General features: G+C 70.6%; 19 protein-coding genes and 1 riboswitch. Of the genes, 10 read left to right on the top strand and 9 right to left on the bottom strand.

Going from position 1 to position 24,598, the window contains the following annotated elements:
- Positions 1-22: 22 nt before the first annotated feature.
- Both phnC and AC3WXD_RS01820 read right to left on the bottom strand, forming a co-directional pair.
- On the bottom strand, positions 23-853 hold the full coding sequence (phnC, locus tag AC3WXD_RS01825; protein WP_059414160.1) for a phosphonate ABC transporter ATP-binding protein: 831 nt from the start codon (positions 851-853) through the stop codon (positions 23-25).
- 251 nt (positions 854-1,104) lie between these two features.
- Positions 1,105-2,430: an aspartate aminotransferase family protein gene (locus tag AC3WXD_RS01820; protein WP_492322903.1), complete on the bottom strand. Its 1,326-nt coding sequence runs from the start codon at positions 2,428-2,430 to the stop codon at positions 1,105-1,107.
- A gap of 201 nt (positions 2,431-2,631) precedes the next feature.
- Here AC3WXD_RS01820 and AC3WXD_RS01815 point away from each other — a divergent pair, with 201 nt between their 5' ends.
- A complete protein-coding gene (locus AC3WXD_RS01815; protein WP_020203595.1) occupies positions 2,632-3,525 on the top strand; it encodes a MurR/RpiR family transcriptional regulator in 894 nt (297 codons plus the stop codon).
- Between the two features lie 67 nt (positions 3,526-3,592).
- On the opposite strand, the gene AC3WXD_RS01810 is transcribed toward AC3WXD_RS01815, so the two are convergent.
- Positions 3,593-4,468 carry a transporter substrate-binding domain-containing protein gene (locus tag AC3WXD_RS01810; protein ID WP_492323347.1) on the bottom strand — a complete coding sequence of 292 codons (876 nt, stop codon included), beginning with the start codon at positions 4,466-4,468 and terminating at the stop codon, positions 3,593-3,595.
- Between the two features lie 397 nt (positions 4,469-4,865).
- On the opposite strand from AC3WXD_RS01810, the gene AC3WXD_RS01805 reads away from it, so the two are divergent.
- Positions 4,866-5,267, top strand: coding sequence for an OsmC family protein (locus AC3WXD_RS01805; protein ID WP_020203597.1), 402 nt, complete (start codon positions 4,866-4,868; stop codon positions 5,265-5,267).
- A 146-nt stretch (positions 5,268-5,413) separates the two neighbouring features.
- On the opposite strand, the gene AC3WXD_RS01800 is transcribed toward AC3WXD_RS01805, so the two are convergent.
- The 4 genes from AC3WXD_RS01800 to AC3WXD_RS01785 all read right to left on the bottom strand — a co-directional run bounded on the left by AC3WXD_RS01800 (position 5,414) and on the right by AC3WXD_RS01785 (position 11,705).
- Positions 5,414-6,646: a bifunctional alpha/beta hydrolase/OsmC family protein gene (locus AC3WXD_RS01800; RefSeq protein ID WP_492322902.1), complete on the bottom strand. Its 1,233-nt coding sequence runs from the start codon at positions 6,644-6,646 to the stop codon at positions 5,414-5,416.
- Positions 6,647-6,879: 233 nt separating this feature from the next.
- Positions 6,880-8,043, bottom strand: coding sequence for an acyl-CoA dehydrogenase family protein (locus AC3WXD_RS01795; RefSeq protein ID WP_020203599.1), 1,164 nt, complete (start codon positions 8,041-8,043; stop codon positions 6,880-6,882).
- A gap of 46 nt (positions 8,044-8,089) precedes the next feature.
- Positions 8,090-10,333 (bottom strand): acetate--CoA ligase family protein, encoded by a 2,244-nt coding sequence (locus AC3WXD_RS01790; RefSeq protein WP_492322901.1) that lies wholly within the window; start codon positions 10,331-10,333, stop codon positions 8,090-8,092.
- Positions 10,334-10,349: 16 nt separating this feature from the next.
- The gene (locus AC3WXD_RS01785) at positions 10,350-11,705 is read right to left on the bottom strand and encodes an MmgE/PrpD family protein (protein ID WP_492322900.1); all 1,356 of its coding nucleotides are present in this window, start codon (positions 11,703-11,705) and stop codon (positions 10,350-10,352) included.
- A gap of 346 nt (positions 11,706-12,051) precedes the next feature.
- Here AC3WXD_RS01785 and AC3WXD_RS01780 point away from each other — a divergent pair, with 346 nt between their 5' ends.
- Complete coding sequence (locus AC3WXD_RS01780; protein ID WP_020203602.1) at positions 12,052-12,963, top strand: LysR family transcriptional regulator; 912 nt, start codon at positions 12,052-12,054, stop codon at positions 12,961-12,963.
- Between the two features lie 177 nt (positions 12,964-13,140).
- On the top strand, positions 13,141-14,133 hold the full coding sequence (locus tag AC3WXD_RS01775; RefSeq protein ID WP_043366834.1) for a Bug family tripartite tricarboxylate transporter substrate binding protein: 993 nt from the start codon (positions 13,141-13,143) through the stop codon (positions 14,131-14,133).
- A gap of 51 nt (positions 14,134-14,184) precedes the next feature.
- On the opposite strand, the gene AC3WXD_RS01770 is transcribed toward AC3WXD_RS01775, so the two are convergent.
- A complete protein-coding gene (locus AC3WXD_RS01770; protein WP_454733113.1) occupies positions 14,185-15,096 on the bottom strand; it encodes a LysR family transcriptional regulator in 912 nt (303 codons plus the stop codon).
- A gap of 96 nt (positions 15,097-15,192) precedes the next feature.
- Between AC3WXD_RS01770 and AC3WXD_RS01765 the strand changes: the two genes are divergently transcribed.
- The 6 genes from AC3WXD_RS01765 (at position 15,193) to AC3WXD_RS01740 (ending at position 24,025) form a co-directional block, all read left to right on the top strand.
- Positions 15,193-18,660: a molybdopterin-dependent oxidoreductase gene (locus tag AC3WXD_RS01765; protein ID WP_492322899.1), complete on the top strand. Its 3,468-nt coding sequence runs from the start codon at positions 15,193-15,195 to the stop codon at positions 18,658-18,660.
- Between the two features lie 65 nt (positions 18,661-18,725).
- Positions 18,726-19,709, top strand: coding sequence for a bifunctional Delta(1)-pyrroline-2-carboxylate/Delta(1)-piperideine-2-carboxylate reductase (lhpI, locus tag AC3WXD_RS01760; RefSeq protein ID WP_059414147.1), 984 nt, complete (start codon positions 18,726-18,728; stop codon positions 19,707-19,709).
- Positions 19,710-19,719: 10 nt separating this feature from the next.
- A complete protein-coding gene (locus AC3WXD_RS01755; protein ID WP_492322898.1) occupies positions 19,720-21,165 on the top strand; it encodes a short-chain fatty acid transporter in 1,446 nt (481 codons plus the stop codon).
- A 120-nt stretch (positions 21,166-21,285) separates the two neighbouring features.
- Complete coding sequence (locus AC3WXD_RS01750) at positions 21,286-21,696, top strand: FKBP-type peptidyl-prolyl cis-trans isomerase (protein ID WP_020203608.1); 411 nt, start codon at positions 21,286-21,288, stop codon at positions 21,694-21,696.
- Between the two features lie 101 nt (positions 21,697-21,797).
- Complete coding sequence (locus tag AC3WXD_RS01745; RefSeq protein ID WP_492322897.1) at positions 21,798-22,382, top strand: DUF1294 domain-containing protein; 585 nt, start codon at positions 21,798-21,800, stop codon at positions 22,380-22,382.
- Positions 22,383-22,532: 150 nt separating this feature from the next.
- A riboswitch (glycine riboswitch) is annotated at positions 22,533-22,657 on the top strand.
- 48 nt (positions 22,658-22,705) lie between these two features.
- Positions 22,706-24,025 (top strand): D-amino acid dehydrogenase, encoded by a 1,320-nt coding sequence (locus AC3WXD_RS01740; protein ID WP_492322896.1) that lies wholly within the window; start codon positions 22,706-22,708, stop codon positions 24,023-24,025.
- 92 nt (positions 24,026-24,117) lie between these two features.
- Here the strand turns inward: AC3WXD_RS01740 and AC3WXD_RS01735 are convergent, their stop codons facing one another.
- Positions 24,118-24,558 (bottom strand): VOC family protein, encoded by a 441-nt coding sequence (locus tag AC3WXD_RS01735; RefSeq protein WP_492322895.1) that lies wholly within the window; start codon positions 24,556-24,558, stop codon positions 24,118-24,120.
- Positions 24,559-24,598 lie beyond the last annotated feature (40 nt).

Raw genomic sequence — 24,598 nt, 5'->3', positions numbered from 1 at the left:
GACCGGTGCGGGACGCGCGGCGTCAGGCGGCCGCCAGTCCGGCGGGCGCGAGCGCCGGCGCGTCCTGCAAGGCGTCATGCGGCAGGAGTTCGTCCGCTTCGGTGCCGTAGAGGTCGCGCAGCATGGCCGCCGTCAGCGCCGCCGAGGGGCCGTCGTAGACCACCTGGCCGTGGCGCAGCGCGACCACGCGCGGGCAGTAGCGCATCGCCACGTCCACCTGGTGCAGCGACACCACCACCGCCACCTTGCGCGTGCGGTTGATCTGCGCGAGCAGCTCCATCACGCGGCGCGCGGATTCCGGATCGAGCGAGGCGATCGGCTCGTCGGCCAGGATCACCTGCGCGTTCTGCACCAGCGTGCGGGCGATCGCCGCGCGCTGCTGCTGGCCGCCCGACAGGGTCGAAGCCCGTCGAAACGCATAGTCGTCTATACCAACCTGGGCAAGCGCTTGCAGCCCCGCGTCGATTTCCTCATTCCGGAAATAACGCACCAGGCTGCGCCACAGCGGCACGCGCGGCAGCATGCCGGTCAGCACGTTGGTGATCACCGGCAGGCGCCCCACCAGGTTGAACTGCTGGAACACGAAGCCGATCTCGGCGCGGGCGCGGCGCACGTCGCGCGCCAGGCGCCCGTCCTGCTGGATCACCCGCCCGTTGACGACGACCTTGCCGGCGCCGGCGTCGCCAGCCACGAAACCGGCCAGATGGCGCAGCAGCGTGGACTTGCCGGAGCCGGAAGCGCCCAGCAGCGCCACCATTTCACCCTGGGCGACGGCGAGGCCGACATTGTCCAGCGCCTTGCGTCCCGCCTGGAACGACTTGGACAAGCCGTGCACTTCGATCGCATGCGTCATCCCGCTCTCCTTGCATCATCACTTGCATAAACAGTGAGCGCATTCTGGGTGGCGCTGATGACAAAACGATGAAGGTTCGAGCATGGCGCCCTGGAAAGCGGCCAGGCATGCCGCCGGCGCATGCCAAGCGATGCCGGGACGACATGGCGCCCGGCCGCGGCGCGCGACCGGGGGGGGCCGCTTTCCGGCGGGCGGCCCGTCCTGTAGACGGGAGACGACATTGCCGACGCCGGTCCCGCCCCGGGCGCGCCTCAGCCCGGCAGCACCGCCGCCACCGAGTCGGCGAAACGCGCAATGATGCGGTCGATGTCCTGCGCCGTGCAGATGAACGGCGGCGCGAACAGCACGTGGTCGCCATGCACGCCGTCGACCGTGCCGCCCATCGGATAGACCTGCAGCCCGTTCTGCATCGCCGCGGACTTGAGCCGCGCATGCGTCTTCAGGGCCGGGTCCAGCGTGGCCTTGCTGGCGCGGTCGGCCACGAACTCCACGCCGACGAACAGCCCGCGCCCGCGCACGTCGCCCACGTTGGGGTGGTCGCCGAGCGCCGCGCGCAGGCCCGCGCGCAGCTGCTCGCCGCGCGCCCGCACGTTGTCGAGCAGATTCTCCTCGGCAATCGTGCGCTGCACGGCCAGCGCCGCCGCGCACGCGGTGGCGTGGCCGATGTAGGTATGGCCATGCTGGAAGAAACCGCTGCCGCCCACGATGGCGTCATAGATGCGGCCAGTCGACAGCATCGCGCCGATCGGCTGGTAGCCCGCGCCGAGGCCCTTGGCGATGGTCACGATGTCGGGCACCACGCCGTCTTCCTCGCACGCGAACAGGTAGCCGGTGCGGCCCATGCCCGCCATCACCTCGTCGAGGATCAGCAGCACGCCGTACTTGTCGCACACCGCGCGGATACGCCGGAGGTAATCGGCCACCGGCGGCACCGCGCCGGCCGTGGCGCCCACCACCGTCTCCGCCACGAAGGCGGCCACGCTGTTCGGCCCCAGTTCCAGGATCATCGCTTCCAGCTCGTCGGCCAGCCGCTGCGCGTATTGCTGGCCGGTCTCGCCGGCACGCTGGTCGCGGTAGGCATAACAGGGCGAGACGTGATGCGCCGGCACCAGCAGCGGCAGGAACGGCTCGCGCCGCCAGGCATTGCCGCCGATGGCCAGCGCCCCGAGCGTGTTGCCGTGATAGCTCTGCCGGCGCGCGATGAAATGGCGGCGCGCGGGCTGGCCGGTCTCCACGAAATACTGCCGCGCGAGCTTCAGCGCCGCCTCCACCGCCTCCGAGCCGCCCGAGACGAAATACACGTGATCGAGATCGCCCGGCGCGGCGCGCGCGAGCGTGTCGGCCAACTCCTCCGACACCTCGGTGGTGAAGAACGAGGTATGCGCGTAGGCGATGCCGTCGAGCTGCCGCTTGATCGCCTCGATCACGCGCGGATGCCCGTGGCCGAGACAGGACACCGCCGCGCCGCCGGACGCATCGAGATAATGCTTGCCGTTGTTGTCGATCAGCTCGATGCCGCGGCCGGCGACGGCCACGGGAAGCGCCTGGCGCGGATTGCGGTGGAAGACGTGGGTCATGATGTGCGGTACGGGAACGGGGCGGAGATGCCGGCCCGGGCAAGTATAAGGAAACGCCGCCGCGCATGCAACATATGTTTCTCAAATACGATTAATAGATTCACTTGATTCTCTCTTGCCGGAGCCCCGCCGGCCAGCCGCCCGGAACGCGCCGCCGAAGATTGTGCAACAATCGTTGCATCCATTCACAGCGAACCCACGATGCCGACCGAAAGCCCCCAGCCGCCGCAGACCCTGGACGACCTGCAGGCCCACCTGCGCGAGCACTTCGCCTCCCTCAGCGCGCAGTTCCAGGCCGGCGCGCGCTACCTGCTCGACCATCCGCAGGAAGTGCCCATGCTGTCCATGCGCAAGATCGCCGCCGACGCCGGCGTGCAACCCGCCACGCTGGTACGCCTGGCCCAGTTCCTCGGCTTCGACGGCTGGCAGGGCCTGCGCGAACTGTTCGTGGCCTCGCTGCGCGGCGGCCCCCAGCCCTACGCCAAGCGCGCCCGCAAGGTGGTGCGCGAAAGCGGCTCCACGCGCATGCTGGCCGAGATGCTCGAAGTCCAGCACCGCAACCTCGAGCGCACCGGCGCCGCCAGCGCCGACGCCATGCCGCGCGCGGCCGAGCTCATCAGCGCCGCGCCCAGCGTCCACGTGGCGGGCTTCCGCTCGTGCTACCCGATCGCCTTCACCTTCCACTACCTCTACCGCCTGTTCCGCGCCTCGGTGCACCTCGTGCGCGGCGACGCCGGCACGCTGGAAATGGAACTGCGCGCCTTCGCGCCCAGGGACGCGGTGGTGGTCGCCAGCTTCGCGCCCTACTCGCAGGAAAGCATCCGCGTGGCCACCGCCGCGCACGAAGCCGGCTGCCGCGTGATCGCGCTGACCGACAGCACCGTCGCCCCGATCGCCCTGCACGCCGACTGCACGCTGCTGTTCTCGCTCGACAGCCCCTCCTTCTTCCCCTCCATCACCGCCGGCGTGGCGCTGGCCGAGGCGCTGGTCGAGCAACTGCTGGCGAAAAAGGGCAAGGGCGCCATTAAGGCGCTCGAACTGGCGGAGGGGCAGCTTCACCAGACCGGGGCGTATGTGGCGGCGAAAAGGAACTGAAGAGGCTGAGGGAAGCTGAACGCGGCCCTATCGCCCTATCGCCCTATCGCCCTATCGCCCTATCGCTCTATTCGAACGCCTCGTCGCTCGGCTGCTCGTAAGCCTTCCTGACCGCGGCGCTCATCGGGAACTCGAAGCTCACGTTCTTCGGCGGAATCGGCTTGTTGAACCACTTGTCGTACATGACGCGGATCTCGCCGCTCTTCATCAGGCCGGTGATGACGCCGTCGACCAGCTTCTTGAACTCGGGATCGTCCTTGCGCATCATGAAGCCGTAGGCCTCGAACGACTGCGGCGTGCCCACCACGGTCCAGTCGGCCGGCGCCGGCGCCGTGGTCTTGACGCCCGACAGCAGCACGTCGTCCATCATGAAGGCGGCCACCCGGCCCGACTGCAGGATCAGGAAGGACTCGCCGTAGTCCTTGGCGCTCTGGATGGCGATGTTGGCCTTCTTTTCATCGTTGAGCCTGCGCAGGATGCGTTCGGAGGTGGTGCCGGCGTTGGTCACCACGGCCTTGCCGGACAAGTCGCCGAAGTCCTGCACCGGGCTGCCCTTCTTCACCAGCAGGCGCGTGCCCGCCACGAAGAAGGTGGTGGAAAACGCCACCTGCTGCTGCCGCGCCTTCAGGTTGGTGGTCACGCCGCACTCCAGGTCGACGGTGCCGTTCTGCACCAGCGAGATCCGGTTCTGCGACGTCACCGGCACCATGTGCACCTGCAAGCTGGCCACGCCGGCCCGCCTGCCGGCCTCGGCGATGACCTTGTCGCAGATGTCCTGGGAAAAGCCGACCACCTTCTGGCTGCCGTCGTAGAACGAAAACGGTATCGACGAGGTGCGGTGCCCGATCGAGATCGTCCCGGTCTCCCGGATCTTCGCCAGCGTGGCGCCGGCCGGCGCATCCGCCGCATGGGCCACCGGCACGCCGCACACCGCCGCGGCCATGCCGCACACCGCCGCCATCTTCATTGCCTTCGTTGCTTCCAGTGCTTTCATCGATTGCTCCTTGTCTGGCGGATACGGACATCCGTCGTCGTTTCAGATGCTAGCCACTGAGCAACATTTGTTCCATCATGGATAACCATGAAACAATCGTATTTTCCGAGAAAAAACCGAAACAGGCGATGCAATGCACAATCATGGTGAAACACATGGTGCAAAGCGGCATGGTTTTGGCGCACGGCAGCGCCCCGGGCCCGGCCGGCCCCTTTTGCGGGCGGGCCCGGGCATGGTTACAATCGGCTTCGCCGCCCGCGCCCCGCGCTGCCGCATCGCGGCCGCCGGGCCGTTGATCCGAGAACGGAAAACACGCGCCGCCCCGCAACCCCTGCCTGGACCCATCATGTCGAACTCACAAGCCACCGCCCGCCTGGGCCCCGCCGACGCCAACTATCTCGTGCACCTGCAGGCCGGCAGCCACGCGCTGACCGGCGACGAATCCGCCGGCCTCGGCGGCACCGACCAGGGACCGGCGCCGTTCGCCTTCGTGCTGTCGGGGCTGGTGTCCTGCACCGCGATCACGCTGAAGATGTACATGCAGCGCAAGGGATGGCCGGTGGCCGACGTGGAAGTCACGGCGGTGTTCCAGGGCAAGGACGAAGCGCGCTTCATCCGGCGCGAGGTCAAGGTGAGCGGCGCCGACCTGGGCGAAGCCGAACGCGAGCGGCTCGCGCAGATCTGCGAGCGCACGCCGGTGACGCTGTTCCTGAAGGCGGCGTCGCGGATCGAGACGACGTTGGTGTAGGGGACGTTATCGGGAAAAGCCTGGGGGCGCTGCCCGGGTTGGGGCATGCGGGCGACTTCGCTCTGGCGAGCGCTGACCCACTCCCCCTCTCCCTCTCGCAAGCGGGAGAGGGGGAAAACCAACGACTGACTACCAGCAAAGAAAACCTACTTCGCCCCAACCTCCGCCGCATGGGTACGGATCACCACCTCGGAATGCAGGGTGCGGTGCACCGGGCATTTGTCGGCGATCTCCAGCAGGGCGGCGCGCTGCGCGTCGTCGAGCGGGCCTTGCATGGTGATCTCGCGCTCGATCCAGTCGATTTTGCCTTCGGTGGTGGCGCAGTCCGAGCAGTCGGCCGCGTGGATCTTCTCGTGGCGCAGCGACACGGCCACGTGCTCGAGCGGCCAGCCCTTGCGGTCCGCGTACATGCGCATGGTCATCGAGGTGCAGGCGCCGAGCCCGGCCAGCAGCAGGTCGTAGGGCGCCGGGCCGCCGTTGAGGCCGCCGAACGAGACCGGCTCGTCGGCCACCAGCCGGTGCGGGCCGGCGGCGATGCGCTGCTGGTACTTGCCGATGTGCGCCTCTTCCACCCGCACGAAACCTTCCTCGGCCACCGCGGGCGGCATGTCGAGCGTCTCGGTGCCGAGGTAGCGCTGGCTCCAGGCGGCGATGGTGTTGGCCACGTAGATGGCGTCTTCCTTGCGCGTGAGCAGGTGGTCGGCGCGGTCCAGCGAGACGAAGCTTTTCGGGTGCTTGGCGGCGATGAAGATCTGGGTGGCGTTGTCGATGCCCACGGTGGTGTCCTGCGGCGCGTGCATGACCAGCAGCGCGCGGCGCAGCCGGGACACGCGCTCGAGCAGTTTCTGCTCGCCCACGTCCTCGAGGAACTGGCGCTTGATGCGGAACGGCCGGCCGGCAAGCTGCACTTCGGCTTCGCCCTCGGCCGCGATGCGCGCGGCTTCTTCGCCGAACAGGCCGACCACGTGGCCGGGATCGCTGGGCGCGGCGATGGTCACGACGGCCCTGGCTTCGGGCACGCCTTCCGCGGCGGCCAGCACGGCCGCGCCGCCGAGGCTGTGGCCGATCAGCAGCGCGGGCGCGCGGTAGTGCTGCCGCAGGTAGTCGGCCGCCGCCAGCAGGTCGGCCACGTTGGACGAGAAATTGGTGTTGGCGAAGTCGCCGCCGCTGCCGCCAAGGCCGGTGAAATCGAAGCGCAGCACGCCGATGCCGTGCTCGGTGAGCGCCTGCGCGATGCGCGTGGCGGCAAGCACGTCCTTGCCGCAGGTGAAGCAATGGGCGAACAGGGCAAAGGCCCGGACCGGGCCGGCCGGTAGATCCAGCCGCGCGGCGAGCTGCTCGCCATCGCTTCCGGGAAACTGCAGGCGCTGGGCTTCCATGGGCATCCTCATCGGTAACGCAAGCTGTGCGGGGGTTCCCACTCTAGCGCAAGTTCGCGCCGCGGGGGCGGCGCGGCGTGCGCTACCGGGCGCAATGCCCCGGCGCGCCACACCGCGCGCGCGGCCGCGCGCCGCACGCTTGCCAGCATGCGCCTTCCGTTGTACACAGGAAGGCACCCCGGGCGGCGGCGATGCCCTGCCCGCCGCCCGGGCGATCCAAGCTGCCGGGATGACTACGCCGCCTTCGGCTTTTCCGGCCGCTGGGAGAAGGTCCGCTCGAACACCGACTCGGCGATGCGGTTCTTGAGGATCTCGATCGAGCCGCCCGCGATCATCCAGCCGCGGCAGCGGCGCAGGCAGTATTCCACCAGCGCTTCCTGGCTGTAGCCCATGCCGCCCATCACCTGCAGCGCTTCGTTGGCCACGTCGAAGCCGGCCTGGTTGCAGAAGGCCTTGGCGATGGCGGTCTCCTCGGCCGACGGAAAGCCGCTGTCGGCGTTGGCGGCGGCGCGGTACAGCAGCAACTGGCCGGCGTCGAGCTTGATCTTCATCTCGGCGAACTTCCATTGCAGACCCTGGAACTCGCACAGCAGGCGGCCGAACTGGCGGCGCTGCATGGCCCATTCGCGCGCCACCTGGTAGGCGTAGCGGCCGAGCGCCAGCGAGCGCGCGGTGTTGCCCATGCGTTCCACGTTGAAGCCGGCGATCTGCTTCTTGAAGCCGCCCTCGCCGAGCAGCACGTCGGTGGCGGGGATGCGCACGTCCTCGAAGTAGATCTGCGCCCACTCCTCGCCCGACATGAAGCGCGAGCGCTGGCCGATGCGCACGCCCGGCAGGCGGGTGTCGATCAGCACCGAGCCGATGCCACCCACGCCGGGGCCGAAGCGCACGTAGGCCAGGATCACGTCGGCGTGCGGGCCGTGCGTGGTGAAGACCTTGGTGCCGTTGATGATGAAATCGTCGCCGTCGGGCGTGGCGGTGGTGCGCAGCTCGGTCACGGCGGAGCCGGCCTCGGGCTCGGTCATGCCGACCGAGATCAGCGCCTCGCCGGCCAGCAGGCGGCTGAGCCATTTGTCCTTCTGCGCCGGCGAGCCGTACTCCGCCAGCACGCGGATGGCGCCGAAATTGCCGGCCTGGATCACGTCGGCGCTGCGCGGGCACACCGCCGCCACCGCCTGGATGGCGATGATGGCGTCCATCAGGCTGCCGCCCTGGCCGCCGTCGGCCTCGGCCACGGTGATGCCGAGCAGCCCCTGCGCGCTCATCTTGCGGGCCACGTCCCAGGGATAGTCGTCGGTGTGCGCGCGGGCCACCGCGCCGGGCAGCAGCTCCTTCTGCGCGAAGCGGGTCACGGCCTGCTCGAACTCGGCCTGCTCCGGGGTCAGCTTGAAATCCATCGTTGTCTCCGTTTGCTGTTTCGGTGAATCCTGTCCATGCCGCGGCTCAATGCCGCGCGTCCTGGGCGTCCTGCGCGTCCGCTTCCGCCAGCCGCACCACGCAGTCCACGCCGACCACGCCGTCGGCGCGCACGAACAGCGGGTTGATCTCGGCCTCGCGCACGCGCACCTCGTGCAGCGCCGCCAGGCGCGAGAAGCGCACGATGGCGTCGGCCAGCGCATCCATGTCGCCGCGCGGCAGGCCGCGGAAGCCGCGCACCAGCGCCGTGCTGCGCACCTCGCCGATCATCTCCACGGCCTCTTCGCGCGTCACCGGCGCGGGCCGCAGGCTCACGTCGGCGTGCAGCTCGGCGGCGATGCCGCCCGCGCCGAGCATGACGACGGGCCCGACCAGCGGGTCGTCGCGGTAGCCCAGCATCAGTTCCAGCAGCTTGTCCTCCATGCGCTGCACGAGGATGCCGTCGAGGCGCGCGGCGGGCGCGGCGCGCGCCACGCTGGCCAGGATCGCCGCGCCGGCCTGCTCCAGCTCGCGGGTGTCGCGCACGCCCACGCGCACGCCGCCCACGTCGGTCTTGTGCAGGATGTCGCGCGAGCAGATCTTGGCGACCACCGGATAGGGAATGCCGTGATGGGCCTCGCCGGCGGGCACCAGCGCCAGCGGCGCGATCGGCACGCCCAGCGCCGCGAACACCTGGGCGGCTTCGTATTCGGACAGGTCGCCGGCCAGCGGCAGGCCGCGCGGCCATGCCTGCGGCGCGGGCGCGTCGCCGCTGCCGGCCGGCGCGCGCGCCGCCTGGAACAGTTGCGCCAGCGCGTCGGCACAGGCCTCCGGCGTGCGGAACGCGGCCACACCCGCGGCCTGGAGCACGCGCAGCGATGCCGCCGCCTCCGGCGCGAGGAAGGCCAGCAGCGGCTTGCCGGCGCCGCTGCCGGCGGCCTCGACGATGGGACGCACGGCCAGCTCGGGATGGAACTGCGCCGACGATCCGGCCACGCACAGCACGGCGTCACACCAGTCGCTCTGCAGCAGTTGCTCGACCAGGTCCTTGTACTGCGCGCTGGTCGCGGCCAGCGTCAGGTCGATGATGGGGGTCTGGCGGATGCGCACGCCGCGCGCCGCCATGTGGGCGATGAAGGCGTCGGGCGGCGCCACCGCCTCGATGCCGGACAGCCCCAGGCGGTCGACCACGGTGGCCGCGCCGCCGCCCGTGGTAGTGACCACCGCCACGCGCGGCGGGCGCGCCAGCGCGGGTACGCGGCTGCCGTAGCGCTGCGCCAGCGGCGCGGCCTCGAACAGCGTTTCCAGCATTTCCACGCGCATCACGCCGTGCTTGCGCAGGAATGCGTCGACCGCGGCGTCGTTGCCTGCCAGCGCGCCGGTGTGCGACTGCGCCAGCGCCTCGCCCTGCGCCGAGCGGCCCAGCTTGTAGGTGATCACCGGCTTGCCCGCGGCGCGCGCGCGGCGCAGCGCCGGGCCGAGCACGGCGGCGTCGCGGATGGTTTCCAGGAACAGCAGGATGACGCCGGTCTCGGCATCGTCGACCAGCAGGTCGACCAGCTCGCCCACGCCGACGTCGCTCTCGTTGCCGACCGACGCCAGCTTGGCGAAGCCCAGCCCGCGCGCCGCGCCGCGCGACAGCAGCGCGCCGAGCATCGAGCCGCTTTGCGAGACCAGGCTGATGGGGCCGGCATGGAGCTCGTCCATCTCGAACACCGCGTTGACGGACAGCACCGCGCCGGCCGCCACGTTGACCACGCCGATACTGTTGGGCCCGACCAGCCGCACGCCCGCCTCCGCGGCCTTGCGCACCAGCGCCTGCTGCGCGGCCATGCCGGCCTCGCCGGTCTCGGCGAAGCCGTCGGAGAACACCGTGACCACCTTCACGCCGCTGGCCGCGCATTGCGCCAGCGCGGCCTCGACCTGGCTGCCCGGCACCATGACGAAGGCGTGGTCCACCGGCCCCGGCACGGCCGCCAGCGACGGATAGGCCTTCTCGCCGAGCACCTCGGCGCGCGTGGCGTTGATCGGGTAGAGGCTGCCGCCGTAGCCGTGCTTGCGCATGAAACGCATGGGCCGGGCGGTGTTCTTGGCGATATCGCTGGAGGCCCCGATCAGCGCCACCGAGCGCGGCGCGAACAGCGCGGCGGCCAGCGCGGCGCCGGTCGCCGGGCGCGTGGTGTCGGACTGCTTGCCACCGACGCTATTGCCAGCGTTATTGCCCACGCTATTGCCAGCTTCCACCCCGGCGGCGCCGCCCGCCTGCGCGGTGGTTTCGATCACTTCTTTCATGTCGTTTCTCATCGTTTCAGGCCCTTCCCAGTTCCGCCAGCCGCAGCGCGCGCACGCTGCCGGCATCGAGCTGCCACAGCGCGGCCAGCAGCGCGCGCGCGGCGTCGCCGCCGATCACGGGCGCGGCCAGCTCGGTGAACTTGTCCGCCAGCGTGGCGTCGTCGAGCGGGGCTTCGGGGTCGCCCTTGCGGTACGGCGCGAAATGCGCGTGGCGCGTGCCGTCCTTGAGCAGGATTTCCACGCGCGCCGCGCGCTGGCGCGGAAACGCCGCGGTCAGCCCGGGATCGGCCCGCAGCACGACCGCGCGCATCAACTGGCGGATGCCCGCGTCGGCCAGGCGCGCGTCGGAGAACGCATCGAGCCGCACCGCGCCGTGCAGGATGCCGTGCGCGACCACGTAGGGCAGGCTGAAGCGCGCCTCGAACGCGGTGCGCGGCGTGGCGTTGCCGGTCACGTCGAGCGCGGTCTGGTAGGTGTCGACCGTGACCGACTCGATCGCCTCGGCGGCAATGCCGTGCTCGCGCACCAGCGCGATGGCCGCATCGATGGCCGCGAACGTATGGCCGCAGCAGCCGTGGTTCTTCTGCGTGATGCGCAGCACGTTGTAGTCCGTGCCCAGCCCCTGCGTGACGGCCGTCCAGTCGGGGTTGCCGCACAGCGCCGCGCCGAAGCCGGCCGCGCCTTCGAGGATGTCGTGCACGCCGTTGACGCCGGCGGCCGCGGCCTGCGCGGCCTGCACGCCCACCTGGGCGGCGTGGCCGGCGTGCAGCGCCTTGGTCATGGCGTCGGAGCGGAAGGCCTGCTGCAGGCCCGAGGCGAAAGTGGCGGCGGTGGCCAGCGCGTCGGCCGCCACGGTGGCGTCGCCGGGCGACACCAGCAGCGCGCCGGCCGCGGCGCTGCCGAAGCAGCCCACCGTGCCGGTGGTGTGGAAATAGCGGTAATGCGCGGGCTGGATCGCCGCGCCGATGCGCGTGGAGACCTCGTAGCCCGCCACCACCGCGCGCAGGAAGTCCTCGCCCGAGGCGTCGCGCGACTCGGCCAGCGCCAGCGCCGCGGCGATGGTCGGGCAGCCGGGATGGTAGACGGCATCGCGGAAGATGTCGTCGAACTCGGCCGCGTGGGACGCGCTGCCGTTGATCCACGCCGCCGTGGCCGGGAATGCCGTGGTGCCGTGCGCCACCACCGAGGCCGCGCCCACGCCCAGCTCCGCGCGGTGCGCCCGCACGAGGTTCGTGCCGGGCGACATGCGCGTGCCCGGGAACAGCGCGGCAAACCAGTCGATCACGGCACGCTTGCCGTAGTGCACCACCTCGGGCGGCAACGCGCGCCGGCCCTGCGCGCCGACATACTCGGCCAGTTCTTCGATCACCATGCTGCGTCGCTCCTTGTCTCTTGTCGTTCTTCCGCCTTGCGCGGCGTGTCTGTCCAGGTGCCCAATGTTAGGGAGCGCGCGGTGCCGAGACTTGAAATTTGGTGAAAGCTCGTGAGCAGGCACGTGAAGCGACGCATGCGCGGGCCCGCCAGGCCGCCGGCGGAGGGCCTGCGGCGGCGTTGCCGTCACGCCCGGGAAAATCCGGTTTGACGGCGGCGGCGCGCATGCATAGCATTGCTGCGCAACGGATGCGGCGCCCGCCCGCGTCCCCTGTTCGCCCTGTTCGCCCTGTTCGTTTTCTTGCCGTCTTTCCTCACCGTCTTTCCTCACGCATTCCCTACCCCGCATGGACATCGCCTCCCTGGAAATCCTCATCGCCGCCGTCGAGGAAAAAAGCCTGTCCCGCGCAGCCGAGCGCGAGAACCTCGTCACCTCGGCCGCCAGCAAGCGCGTCTCCGAGATGGAGCGCCAGGCGGGCACCGCGCTGCTGGTGCGGCATGGCCGCGGCGTGGAGCCCACGCCGGCCGGCGCCATGCTCTACCAGCGCGCCAAGGCCATCGTGCGCAGCATCCGGCTGGCCGAGGAAGCGCTGACCGTGTACTCCACCGACGGCACCGCCAAGATCCGGCTGGCGGCCAACCCGTCCACCATCCTGCAGTTCCTGCCCACCGACATCAGCGGCTTCCAGCAGAGCGCGCCCGACAGCCGCATCGACCTGATCGAGTCGTTCAGCTTCGACATCCCGCGCATGGTCTCCAACGGCGACGCCGACATCGGCATCTACCACGCCGAGGCGCCCAGCCCCGGCGTGTTCTCGCTGCCCTACCGCTCGGACCGCGTCGGCCTGGTGGTGCCGCGCGGCCACCCGCTGGAGGCGCGCGGCTCGCTGCGGCTCGAAGACGCGCTGGACTACGATTTCCTCGGCTATTTCCCGCGCCACACGTTCGATGCGTTCCTGCAACTGGTGAGCAGCACCATCTCGCGCCCGCTCACGGTGAAGACGCAGGTCTCGAACTTCGAGGCGCGCTGCCGCATGGTGCGCGAGGGACTGGGCATCGCCGTGGTGCCGGAGGGCATCGCCAGGAACTACCTGGGCATGATGGGACTGAGCCTGCTGACGCTGACCGACGCCTGGGCCGCGCGCAATTTCTACGTGTGCGTGCGCGACCGCCAGTCGCTGCCGGCCGGCACGGCGCGCCTGCTGGACTACCTGGGCCAGTGCGCCAGCATGGAGCGGCACTACCAGCGCGCGCGCTGAGAAGTCGTTTCAAAAGGATCCTGGCGTCGTTGCGCGGCCGTACAACCAGCCATCATGCGCAAAGAAAGCAGCGTTTCTCTTTGATCAACGCTGGGCCGCGCCAGGCCCCTACGATGTCTCCAACGGTCCGCGCCAATGCAGCGCGGGCCGAAACCACCTCGAACCGTGGAGCGAGACATGAATCCGACAAAGCGGCTGCACGCCGCCGCATTGCTATTGCTGGCCGGCGCCGCCAGCGCTCTCACCAGCACCGCTGCCATCGCCGGCACCGACAGCTATCCCAACAAACCCATCCGCATGATCGTGTCGTTCTCGGCCGGCGGCACCACCGACATCCTGGCGCGCGAAGTGGCCAACCAGCTCGGGCAGACCCTCAAGCAGACCGTGGTGGTGGAAAACCGGCCCGGCGCGGGCGGCAACATCGGCACCGAATTCGTGGCCAAGAGCGCGCCGGACGGCTACACGCTGCTGGCCACCTCGGTCGGCCCGATCGCCATCAACCCCACGCTCTATCCCAACCTGAAGGTCAATCCGCAGACCACGCTGGCCGCCGTCGCGCCGATCGCCGACGTGCCGAACGTGCTGGTGGTGCACCCGGGCGTGCCTGCCGCCGACGTGAGCCAGCTGGTGGCCTACGCCAAGGCCCATCCCGGCAAGATGAACTTCGCGTCCACCGGCGTGGGCACCGCGGCCCACCTGTCTGGCGCGCTGTTCAACGAGCGCACCGGCGCCAACGCCGTGCACGTGCCGTACAAGGGCGCCGATGCGCTCAACGACCTGCTGGCCGGGCGCGTGCAGTTCATGTTCGCCACCATCCCGTCGGTGATGAGCCATATCCGCGCGGGCCAGTTGCGCCCGCTGGCCGTGACCAGCGCGAAGCGCGCCGAAGCCCTGCCCGACACCCCGACGATGGCCGAAGCCGGCGTGAAGAACCTCGTGACCGGCGCGTGGTTCGGCCTGTTCGCGCCCAAGGGCACGCCGCCGGAGATCGTGGCCAGGCTCAACAAGGCGGTGGCCGAGGCGGTCAACCGCCCCGACATCCGCAAGAAGTTCGTGATGCAGGGCGCCGAGCCGATGACCTACACGCCCGAATCGTTCGGCAAGTTCGTGGTGGCCGAGTACCAGGCCTGGCAGCCGATCGTCAAGGCCAGCGGCGCGCGCATCGACTGAAGCGGCCCGGACGGCCCGGATGCCGCGCCGGCATGGCCCCGCTCGCGCCGGCTAGAACCTGGCCTTCTCGCGCACCGCGCCGCGCAGGAAGTCGGCCATCGCCACCACGTTGCCGGGCGTGGCCGGCTCGCGCTTCCACACCAGGCCCACGTCCATCGACGGCACCTTGTCGGCCAGCCCGCGCCGCGTGATGCGCTGGCCCTCCAGCGACCACGGCCGGTAGACCAGGTCGGACAGGATGGCCACGCCGCGCCCGGCCGCCACCAGGCTGCGCACCGCCTCGATCGAGCAGCTCTGGTAGCGCACCGCGGGCGCCAGTCCGTACTGGCCCCAGTATTTGCCGACCGTGGAGATGTGCTCGTCCATGTCCAGCAGGATGTAGTCGTGCCGCGCCACGTCGGCCAGCCCGACGCGCTCGGCCGTCATCAGCGGGTGCTCCGGGTGCCCCCACAACTGCCGCGGCGAGCGCAGCAGTGTCTCGCAGGTGACGTGGCCCAGGCCCGGCAGGTTCGACACCAGCAGCAGCGCCATGTCGATCCGGCCCTCCAGGATGCCGCTTTCCAGGTCGTGCCGCTCGCGCTCCAGCACTTCGAGCCGCAGCATCGGAAACTTCCGCTCGATTAACGGCAGCAGGCCGGGCAGCACGTAGGCCGTGATGGTCTCGGTCACGCCCAGGCGCACCGTGCCGCTGATCTCCACCGGAGACACGCCAACGGCCTCCACCGCGTCCAGCACCGAATCCTCGATACGCTGCGCATGCCGCAGAAAACGCGCGCCGGCGTCGGTCAGGCGGATGCCGCTGGCGTGCCGCGTGAACAGCTGCGCCCCGAGCGCCTCCTCCAGCCCCTTGAGCGACGCCGTCATCGACGACTGCGAGACATGGCAGCGAAGCGCCGCGCGCGACACCTGCCCGCACTCGGCCACCGCGAGGAAATGCTGTACCTGCTTCAAAGTGGGGAGCATCGATTTTTCCGATATTGCTTCTTCAAAATTAAGAATTAGAAATACCCGGCCATGCTAGCTAGCATCCGCCCTGGAGACAAGACGCATGGGCCGGCAATGAACGACGAACCGCACGACGTACCGGGAAGCGCCCCGGGCAAGATGGAAAAACACGGCTACTGCACGCTGTGCCGCTCGCGCTGCGGCACGGTCAACGTGGTGGAGAACGACACGCTGCTGTCGGTGCGGCCCGACCCGGCCCACCCGACCGGCAAGGCCATGTGCCTGAAAGGCAAGTCCGCGCCCGAGCTGGTGCACAGCGCCGAGCGCATCCTCCACCCGATGCGGCGCACCAACCCCAAGACCGATCCGGACCCCGGCTGGCAGCGCATCTCGTGGGACGAGGCGCTGGCCGAGATCGCCACTCGCATGCTGCAGGCCCGGCGCGAGAGCGGCGCCGAATCGGTGGCGTTCGCCGTCACCACGCCGAGCGGCACGCCGCTGAGCGACAGCATCGACTGGATCGAGCGCTTCATCCGGCTCTTCGGCAGCCCCAACACCTGCTACGCCACCGAAATCTGCAACTGGCACAAGGACTACGCCCACGCCTTCACCTTCGGCTGCGGCATGCCGACCGCGGACTACCGCCAGGCCGGGCTCATCGTGCTGTGGGGGCACAACCCGGCCAATACCTGGCTGTCGCAGGCCGACGCCATCGGCGCGGGCAGGAAGGCCGGCGCCAGGCTGCTGGTGGTCGATCCGCGCGAGACCGCGCTGGCCGCGCAGGCCGACCAGTGGCTGCGCGTGTGCCCCGGCACCGACGCCACGCTGGCGCTGGCCATCGCCAACCTGCTGATCGAGGCCAACGCCTTCGACCTGGACTTCGTGCGCCAGTGGACCAACGGGCCGCTGCTGGTGCGCAGCGACAACGGGCGCTTCCTGCGCGGGCGCGACGTCGGCCTGGCCGACGGCGACGCCTACCTGGCGTGGAACGCGCGCGCCGCGCGGGCGCAGCCCTGGTCCGGGCTGCGGCCCGCCGATTTCCCCCACGTCGCGCTGCGCGGCACGTTCAGCGTGGGCGACGCCGGCGCCCCCGGCCTGCCCGCGATCGCGTGCCGGCCCGCCTTCGACCTGTATGCCGAGGAATGCGCGCGCTACCCCGCGGCGCTGGCCGCCGAGCTGACCTGGGTACCCGAGGGCGACATCCGCCAGGCCGCCGGCCTGTTCGCCAGCGCCAGGCCGGTGGCCTATCACGCCTGGTCCGGCGTGGGCCAGCACGACAACGCGACCCAGACCGACCGCGCCATCGCCTGCCTGTACGCGCTGACCGGCAGCTTCGACCGCGCCGGCGGCAACCGCGTCTACCAGAAGCCGCCCTACAACCCGGTCAGCGGCTTCGGCCTGCTGCCGCCGGAGCAGAAAGCCAAGGCACTCGGCTACGGCGAGCGGCCGCTGGGCCCGCCCGCGCAGGGCTGGATCACCGCGCGCGACCTCTACCGCGCCATCCTCCATGCGCAGCCGTACCGCGTGCGCGCGCTGGTGGCATTCGGCACCAACCCGCTGCTGTCGCAGGCCGACGTGGAGGACGGCGCGCGCGCGCTGCGCAGCCTGGACTTCTACGCGCACTGCGACCTGTTCGAGACGCCCAGCGCGCGCTACGCCGACATCCTGCTGCCGGTCAACACGCCGTGGGAGCGCGAGGGCCTGCGCATCGGCTTCGAGATCAGCGCGGAAGCCGAGCAACTGGTGCAGTTGCGCCAGCGCATGGTCTCGCCGCGCGGCGAATCGCGCTCGGACAACGACATCGTGTTCGACCTCGCGCTCAGGCTGGGCATGTCGGACGCGTTCTTCGGCGGCAGCCTGGAAGCCGGCTGGAACCACATGCTGGCGCCCAGCGGCCTGACGGTGAGCCAGCTGCGCCAGCACCCCGAAGGCATCCGCGTGCCGGTGGCCGACGTGGAAAGGAAATACGCGGCCAAGCCGCGCGGGCGCGCGTTCGACACGCAGACCGGCGTGGTGGAGCTGTACTCCGAGCTGCTGCTGCGCCACGGCTACCCGGCGCTGCCACGCCCGTCGTCGCCCACGGAGCATTCGCCCGCGGCGAGCAACGCGCCCGGCGCAGCCCTGGAGCCGTTCCCGTTCATGCTGACCTCGGCCAAGAGCGGCTACTACTGCCACAGCCAGCATCGCGGCCTGCCGTCGCTCAGGCGCAAGGCGCCGCGCCCGGAGGCGGAGATCTCCACCGCGCTGGCCGCCGCGCGCGGCATCGCCAGCGGCGACGCCATCCGCGTGAGCACGTCCGCCGGCAGCGCCACCTTCACCGCCCGGGTCAGGGAAGGGCTGCATCCGCGCGTGGTGGTCGGCGAGTTCGGCTGGTGGCAGCGCTGCGACGCGCTGGCCCAGGCGCCGCTGCCGGTGGCCGGGCCGGGCAACAGCAACTACAACGGGCTGATCGGCACCGACAGCATCGACCCGCTGAGCGGCTCCGTGCCGCTGCGCGCGTTCCGCTGCAACGTCGAGCGCGAGCCGGGGCTGGACGTGGCGCGGCGCGCGTGGGAGGGCTATCGCGCGTTCCGCGTGGCCGGCCTGCGCAAGGAGGCGCACGAGGTCACGTCGGTCTTCCTGGAGCCCGCCGACGGCGGCGGCCTGCCCGATTTCCTGCCCGGCCAGCACGTGACGATCCAGCTCGCCGCGCAGCCCGGCGGCGAGGACGCGGTGCGCTCGTATTCGCTCACCGGCCCGGCCACGGTGCCGGGGCGGCGCGGCTATTCGATTTCGGTGCGCCGCGCCGGCGGCGCCGTGCCCGGGCTGGTGTCCTCCCACATCAACCAGCGCCTCGCGGTGGGCGACGCGGTCGCGCTGCGGGCGCCGTCCGGCACCTTCGTGATGCCGGTGCGCACGCGGCGCCCGCTGGTGCTGCTGGCCGGCGGCATCGGCATCACGCCGTTCCTCTCGCTGCTCGAATCGCTGGAAGGCGTCGACGACCCGCCCCGGATCCTGCTGCTGTACGCCAACCGCAACGGGCAGGCCCACGCGTTCCGGGCGCGCCTGCGCGCGCTGCGCCGGCAGATCCGCGGCCTGGAAATCATCGATTTCTACGACTGTCCGGACCCCCACGACCGGCCCGGCACCGACTACGACGTGGCCGGGCGCGTCGGCGCCGGGTACGTGCCCGCGCCGTGGCTGGCCGCGCGCCCGCTGGTCTACATGTGCGGGCCGGCGCCGATGATGACCGCGTTTGCCGACGGGCTGGCGGCGCTCGGCGTGCACCGCTCGGACATCTTCCGCGAGGTCTTCCGCGCGCCCGGGCGCGCGCCGGCCGGCCCCGCGCAGCAGTTCCGCGTGGTGTTCGCCAGGTCCGGCATGGCCGGCACCTGGCATTCGGCGCACGGGCCGCTGCTGAGCTTCGCCGAGCGGCTGGGCGTGGCGCTGCCCAGCGGCTGCCGCGTCGGGCAGTGCGAGAGCTGCGCGGTGCCGGTCGCCTCCGGCCAGGTGCGCCACCTGCACGGCGAATATCCCGAGGACCCCGGCATGTGCCTTGCGTGCCAGGCCATCCCCGCCAGCGACCTCGTGCTCGACGCCTGAGCGCGGCGCGCCATGCCAGCCACCGCCAGCGACCGTTTCCTCCCTTCTCACTTCATCACGCGACCATGCTGACACTGGACTCCGACACCACCCGCGCGCTGCTGCCGTTCGACGCGCTCATCCCCGCCCTGCGCGAGGCCTTCATCCGCGGCTGCGAGGTCCCGCAGCGGCACAGCCACGCCATCGGCGCGCCCGGCCAGGGTACGAGCACGGGCACGGTGCTGCTGATGCCCGCCTGGCAGACCGGCGCCTATCTCGGCGTGAAGACCGTCACCATCTATCCCGGCAACACGCAGGCCGGGCTGCCCGGCCTGTACTCGACCTACCTGCTGCACGACGCGCGCACCGGCCGGCCACTGGCGATGATCGACGGCAACGAGATCACCTCGCGCCGCACCGCCGCCGCGTCGGCGCTGGCCGCCTCGTACCTGAGCCGGCCCGGGGCGTCGTCCATGCTGGTGATCGGCGCGGGGCGGGTGGCGAGCCTGCTGCCCCACGCCTACCGCGCGGTGCGGCCGGTGGCGCGCGTCGCGGTATGGGACATCGACGCCGGGCAGGCCGCCGCGCTGGCCGCCCGGCTGTGCGCCGACGGCTTCGACGCGCGCGTGGCGGCATCCGTGGAGGCGGGCTGCGATGGCGCCGACATCGTGACCTCGGCCACGCTGGCCACCGTGCCGCTGGTGCGGCGCGCCTTCCTCGGCGCCGGCACGCACCTGGACCTGATCGGCGGCTTCACGCCCGAGATGCGCGAGGCCGACGACGCCTGCTTCGGCGGCACCTCGGTGTTCGTCGACACCGGCGAAGCCATCCTCAAGGCGGGCGACCTGCTCCACCCCATCGGGCAGGGCGTGCTGCGCGCCGCCGACATCCGCGCCACGCTCGCCGAGCTGTGCCGGCAAGCCCATGCGGGACGCGCGGACGAGCGCGAAATCACCGTGTTCAAGGCAGTCGGCACCGCGCTGGAAGACCTGGCCGCGGCCGTCATGGCCTACGAAGGATTCGAAGACCCGCGCGGCACCGCGCCGCGCGCCATATCCCTGGCAAAGTAAGGAGAGAGCAATGACGAGCACACCCCTGTCGCTGGAAAGCGAAGATCCCCCGAGCCGCGGCGGGCTGGAACGCCTGGCCGTCAAGGTCACCGACTGGTCCGAGCGCTGGTTCCCCGATTCCTACATCTTCGCCGCGATCGCGGTGGTGGTGGTCGCGCTCGGCGCGCTCGGCATCGGCGCCTCCACGCAGAGCGTGGCGCAGGCCTTCGGCGACGGCTTCTGGAGCCTGATCCCGTTCACCATGCAGATGGCGGTGGTGGCCATCTCCGGCTACGTGGTGGCGGCGTCGCCGCCGGCGTCGCTGCTGATCGCGCGGCTCGCCGCGCTGCCCAGGACGGCGCGCGGCGCGGTCGCCTTCGTGGCGCTGGTGAGCCTGCTGACCTCGCTGCTGAACTGGGCGATCAGCCTGATCTTCAGCGGCCTGCTGGTGCGCGCCATCGCCCGCCGCAGCGGGCTGCGCGTGGATTACCGGGCCGCCAGCGCGGCCGCCTACCTGGGCATGGGCGCCACCTGGGCGCTCGGCCTGAGCTCGTCGGCGGCGCAGTTGCAGGCGAACCCGGCCAGCCTGCCCAAGTCGCTGCTCGACATCACCGGCGTGATCCCGTTCGCCGAGACCATCTTCCTGTGGCAGTCGATGGCGATGACCGCCGTGCTGATCGCCGCCTCGCTGCTGGTGGCCTATTTCTCCGCGCCCGCCGGCGACCGCGCGCGCACCGCGCAGGACATGGGCGTGGATCTCGACGATGCTGCCGACGTGACCGCGCGCCCCACGCGCCCTGGCGAATGGCTCGAATACAGCCCGCTACTGACCGTGGTCATCGTCGCGCTCGGCGCCGGCTGGCTGGTGCACGAATTCACCAGCAAGGATCCCATCCTGGCGATCTCCAACCTCAACACCTACAACTTCCTGTTCCTGATGCTGGGGATGCTGCTGAACTGGCGGCCCAGGCGCTTCCTGCGCGCGGTCGCGCGCTCCGTGCCGTCCACGGCCGGCGTGCTGATCCAGTTCCCGCTGTACGGCGGCATCGCGTTCATGCTGACCAAGGCCATCGGCGTGGACGGCGCGAGCCTGTCGCACCACCTGGCCTCGGCCTTCGTCTCGGTGGCCACCCGCGAATCGTTCTCCGCGGTGATGGGCGTCTATTCGGCGGTGCTGGGCTTTTTCGTGCCCTCCGGCGGCGGCAAGTGGGTCATCGAGGCGCCCTACGTGATGCAGGCCGCCAACCAGCTGCAGGTCCACCTCGGCTGGGCCGTGCAGGTGTACAACGCCGCGGAGGCGCTGCCCAACCTCATCAACCCGTTCTGGATGCTGCCGCTGCTGGGCGTGCTCGGCATCCGCGCCAAGGACGTGGTGGGCTTCACCTTCACCCAGCTGCTGGTCCACGCGCCGCTGGTGCTGTTCATGCTGTGGGCCTTCGCGACCACGCTGCCCTATCGTCCGCCCGTGATGCCCTGACGGATCGATGGCGCGGGGACCCGCGCGGGAGGAAAACGCCGGGGCGGCCCGCGTCCCGGTTTAAGATGCGGCTTTCCGGCCACGGCCGGAACCCGATTTTTCCACCCAGCCAAGCCAACGATGAAGAAGATCACCCTGTTCCTCGCCGCCCTCGCCACCGCCGGCGCCGTCCACGCCGCCGCGCCCGCGGGCCCGGCCGAGACGCTGCCCTCGGGCATGACCATCCAGCACCTCGTCAAGGGCACCGGCCCGTCGCCCAAGGCGTCCGACACGGTCAAGGTCCACTATCGCGGCACGCTTACCGACGGCACCGAGTTCGACAGCTCGTACAAGCGCGGCCAGCCGATCTCGTTCCCGCTCAACCGCGTGATCCCGTGCTGGACCGAGGGCGTGCAGAAGATGCAGGTCGGCGGCAAGGCCAAGCTGGTCTGCCCGGGCCCGACCGCCTACGGCTCGCGCGGCGTGCCCGGCACGATCCCGCCCAACGCGACGCTGAACTTCGAGGTCGAGCTGCTGGGCATCGGCGGCTGACCAGGGCACCGGCGCATGGCCTGCTCCAGCGGGCCGTGCGCGGCGCTGCCGGCCTGCCGCATCCGCTACACTTCTCTGTCGACAAGAATGCAGGCACGGGGATGAGAAAAGGCGGACGGATCAAGGCATGGCATGCCGACAAGGGCTATGGGTTCATCGAGATCCACGCCCAGTCGAAAGACGTTTTTTTCCATATCAGCGCGCTGCAGGGCCGCGCCGTCGCGCCCAAGGTCGGCGACCGCGTGTCGTTCGAATTGTCGGCGGGCAAGGACGGCCGCCCGCAGGCGAGCCAGGTCTCGATCGCGGGCGCGCCCGGGCAGGCCGGGCCGGCGGGACGGACGAACCTGCTGCCGGCGCTGGTAGCAGCGTTCGCGCTGCTGGCGATCTTCGCGGCTTCGCTCGCCGGCCGTCTGCCGCGCGGCGTGGCACTGGCCAGCCTCGGGCTGAGCGTGGCGGCCTTCGCGCGCTATGCCGTCGACAAGCGGCGCGCCGTGCGCAGCGAACAGCGCATTCCGGAGAACGAGCTGCACCTGCTCGCGCTGTGCGGCGGCTGGCCGGGCGCGCTGGCGGCCCAGCACCTGCTGCGGCACAAGAACCGCAAGGCGTCGTTCCAGGCCACCTTCTGGGCCACGGTCCTGCTGAACGTCGGGGCGATGGTGCTCTGGCCGACGGTGCTCGACGCGTAAGCCGCAACACCCGCGCGGGCGGCGCTTGCCGGCGCCGATCGAGCCGTGTTACCTTGCGCCTTCCAGGAGAACGAGGCGCCTTCACCATGCATGGGAAGACCCCTCTACCGAAGGCGTACCCCTGAAACGCTCAGGTGCAAAAGACTGGAAACCGAACGAACTGGAGAGCGCCGGGCCGCACCGACAAGGTGAGCGGCACGCGGCCGCCGAAGGGGCAAGCCGCCACCCATGCCGGGTGCGGCGAATCTCTCAGGTAAAAGGACAGTGGGGACAGACAGGCCGGATGGCCTGGCTGTCCCTTTTTGCTATCCGGAGCCTGAGAAATGAAAGTCATCGTGATGGGAGCCGGCGTGATCGGCGTCGCCTCGGCGTGGTACCTGGCGCGCGCCGGGCATGAGGTGGTGGTGCTGGAGCGCAATGCGGGCGCGGCCCGCGAAACCAGCTTCGGCAACGGCGGGCAGATCTCCGTCAGCCATGCCGAGCCGTGGGCCAACCCGGGCGCGCCGCTGAAGATGCTGCGCTGGCTGGGGCGCGAGGACGCGCCGCTGCTGTTCCGCCTGCGCGCCGATCCGGCGCAGTGGTCGTGGGGCCTGAAGTTCCTGCGCGAGTGCTCGGCGCGGCGCTCCACCCACAACATGGTCCAGTTGCTCAACCTGGGCACCTACAGCCGCGCCAGCCTGCAGGCGCTGCGCGCCGAAACCGGCATCGAGTACGACCACCTGACGCGCGGCATCCTGCACTTCTACACCAGCCAGAAAGAGTTCGACGCGGCCATCGAGCCGGCGCGCATCATGCGCGAGCTGGGCTGCGAGCGCCGCGTGATCGGCCCGGACGAGGTGGTGCGGCTGGAGCCGGCGCTGGCGCACATCGCGCCGCGCCTGGCCGGCGCCACCTATACCAGCGAGGACGAATCGGGCGACGTGCACCGCTTCACCACCGCGCTGGCGGCGCGCTGCGAGGCGCTCGGCGTGCGCTTTCGCTACGGCGTGCGGGTGCAGCGCCTGCATGCCGAGGGCGGCGCCATGCGCGGTGTGGAGATCGCCGACGAGACCGGCGCCTACCGCATCGAGAGCGCCGACGCCTACGTGCTGGCGCTGGGCAGCTTCAGCCCGATGCTGGCGCGCCCGCTCGGCGTGAAGCTCGACATCTACCCGGCCAAGGGCTACTCGGCCACGCTGCCGGTGCTCGATGCCACGCGCGCGCCCAGCGTGAGCCTGACCGACGACGAGTACAAGCTGGTGTTCTCGCGCTTCGGCGACCGCCTGCGCATCGCCGGCACGGCGGAGCTCAACGGCTATGCGATGGATCTCAACCCGGTGCGCTGCGAGGCCATCGTGCGGCGCACGCTGGAGGTGTTCCCGGGCATGAGCCGGCCCGAGCTGGCGCAGTTCTGGACCGGCCTGCGCCCGGCCACGCCGGGCAACGTGCCGTACATCGGCGCGTCCGCCGTGCGCGGGCTGTACCTCAACACCGGGCATGGCACGCTGGGCTGGACGCACGGCTGCGGCTCGGGCCGCGCCATCGCGGACATCGTGAGCGGGCGCGTGCCGGAGGTGGACTTCGCCTTCACCGGCGAACTGCCGGCGGGCGCGCCACGGCCGGCCACGCCGGCGCCGGCCGCGGCGCGGCCCGCGGCGCACTGACGCCATCGGCCAGCCGGCGCCATCGCTGCCGCGCGCCGGGCGCGCGGCAGCAGGCCGGACTTATCCGTTCACCGCGAGCCTCACCGGGGCGGTCAGGAAGTTCGCAGCCACGGCGTTTCACTCACCGCAACCAGCAGTCCTTCCGGGCTCAGGAAGCGCGTCACCTTCTGGCCCCAGGGTTCTTCCCGGTTGGAGATCAGCAAATGGTAGCCCTTGGCCATTAATCCTTCGGTGGCAACGGCGATATTCTCGACGTCAAACTCCAGCCAGGCCTGCGGCGTCGGCAAATCGGCAGGCCAGGTCTCGCAGCCGAAACAGGACCGGGCCGCTTGCGCCAACGGCCACAGCGCGAAATGCTTGACTCCCTCCAAGGCGCCCGCCTCGGACAGCAAGTAGTCCTTGTTGTCGCCATAAGACTTGAGGGGCAAGCCAAGCGTATCCACGTAAAGGGCGCGACTGCTCTCCGAATCCTTGGTGATCGGACCGAAACCGGCAACGAACAGCACGCCAAGTCCAGCGAATTCCTGCTCCATGACCAAATCAGCCCCCATTCCCGAAATGCTTCGGGCAAGC

The sequence above is a fragment of the Cupriavidus sp. FW216-B1 genome (assembly GCF_058789195.1).
The sequence above is the reverse complement of the archived record's forward strand: the minus strand, read 5'-3'. Positions and strand labels throughout refer to the sequence as shown.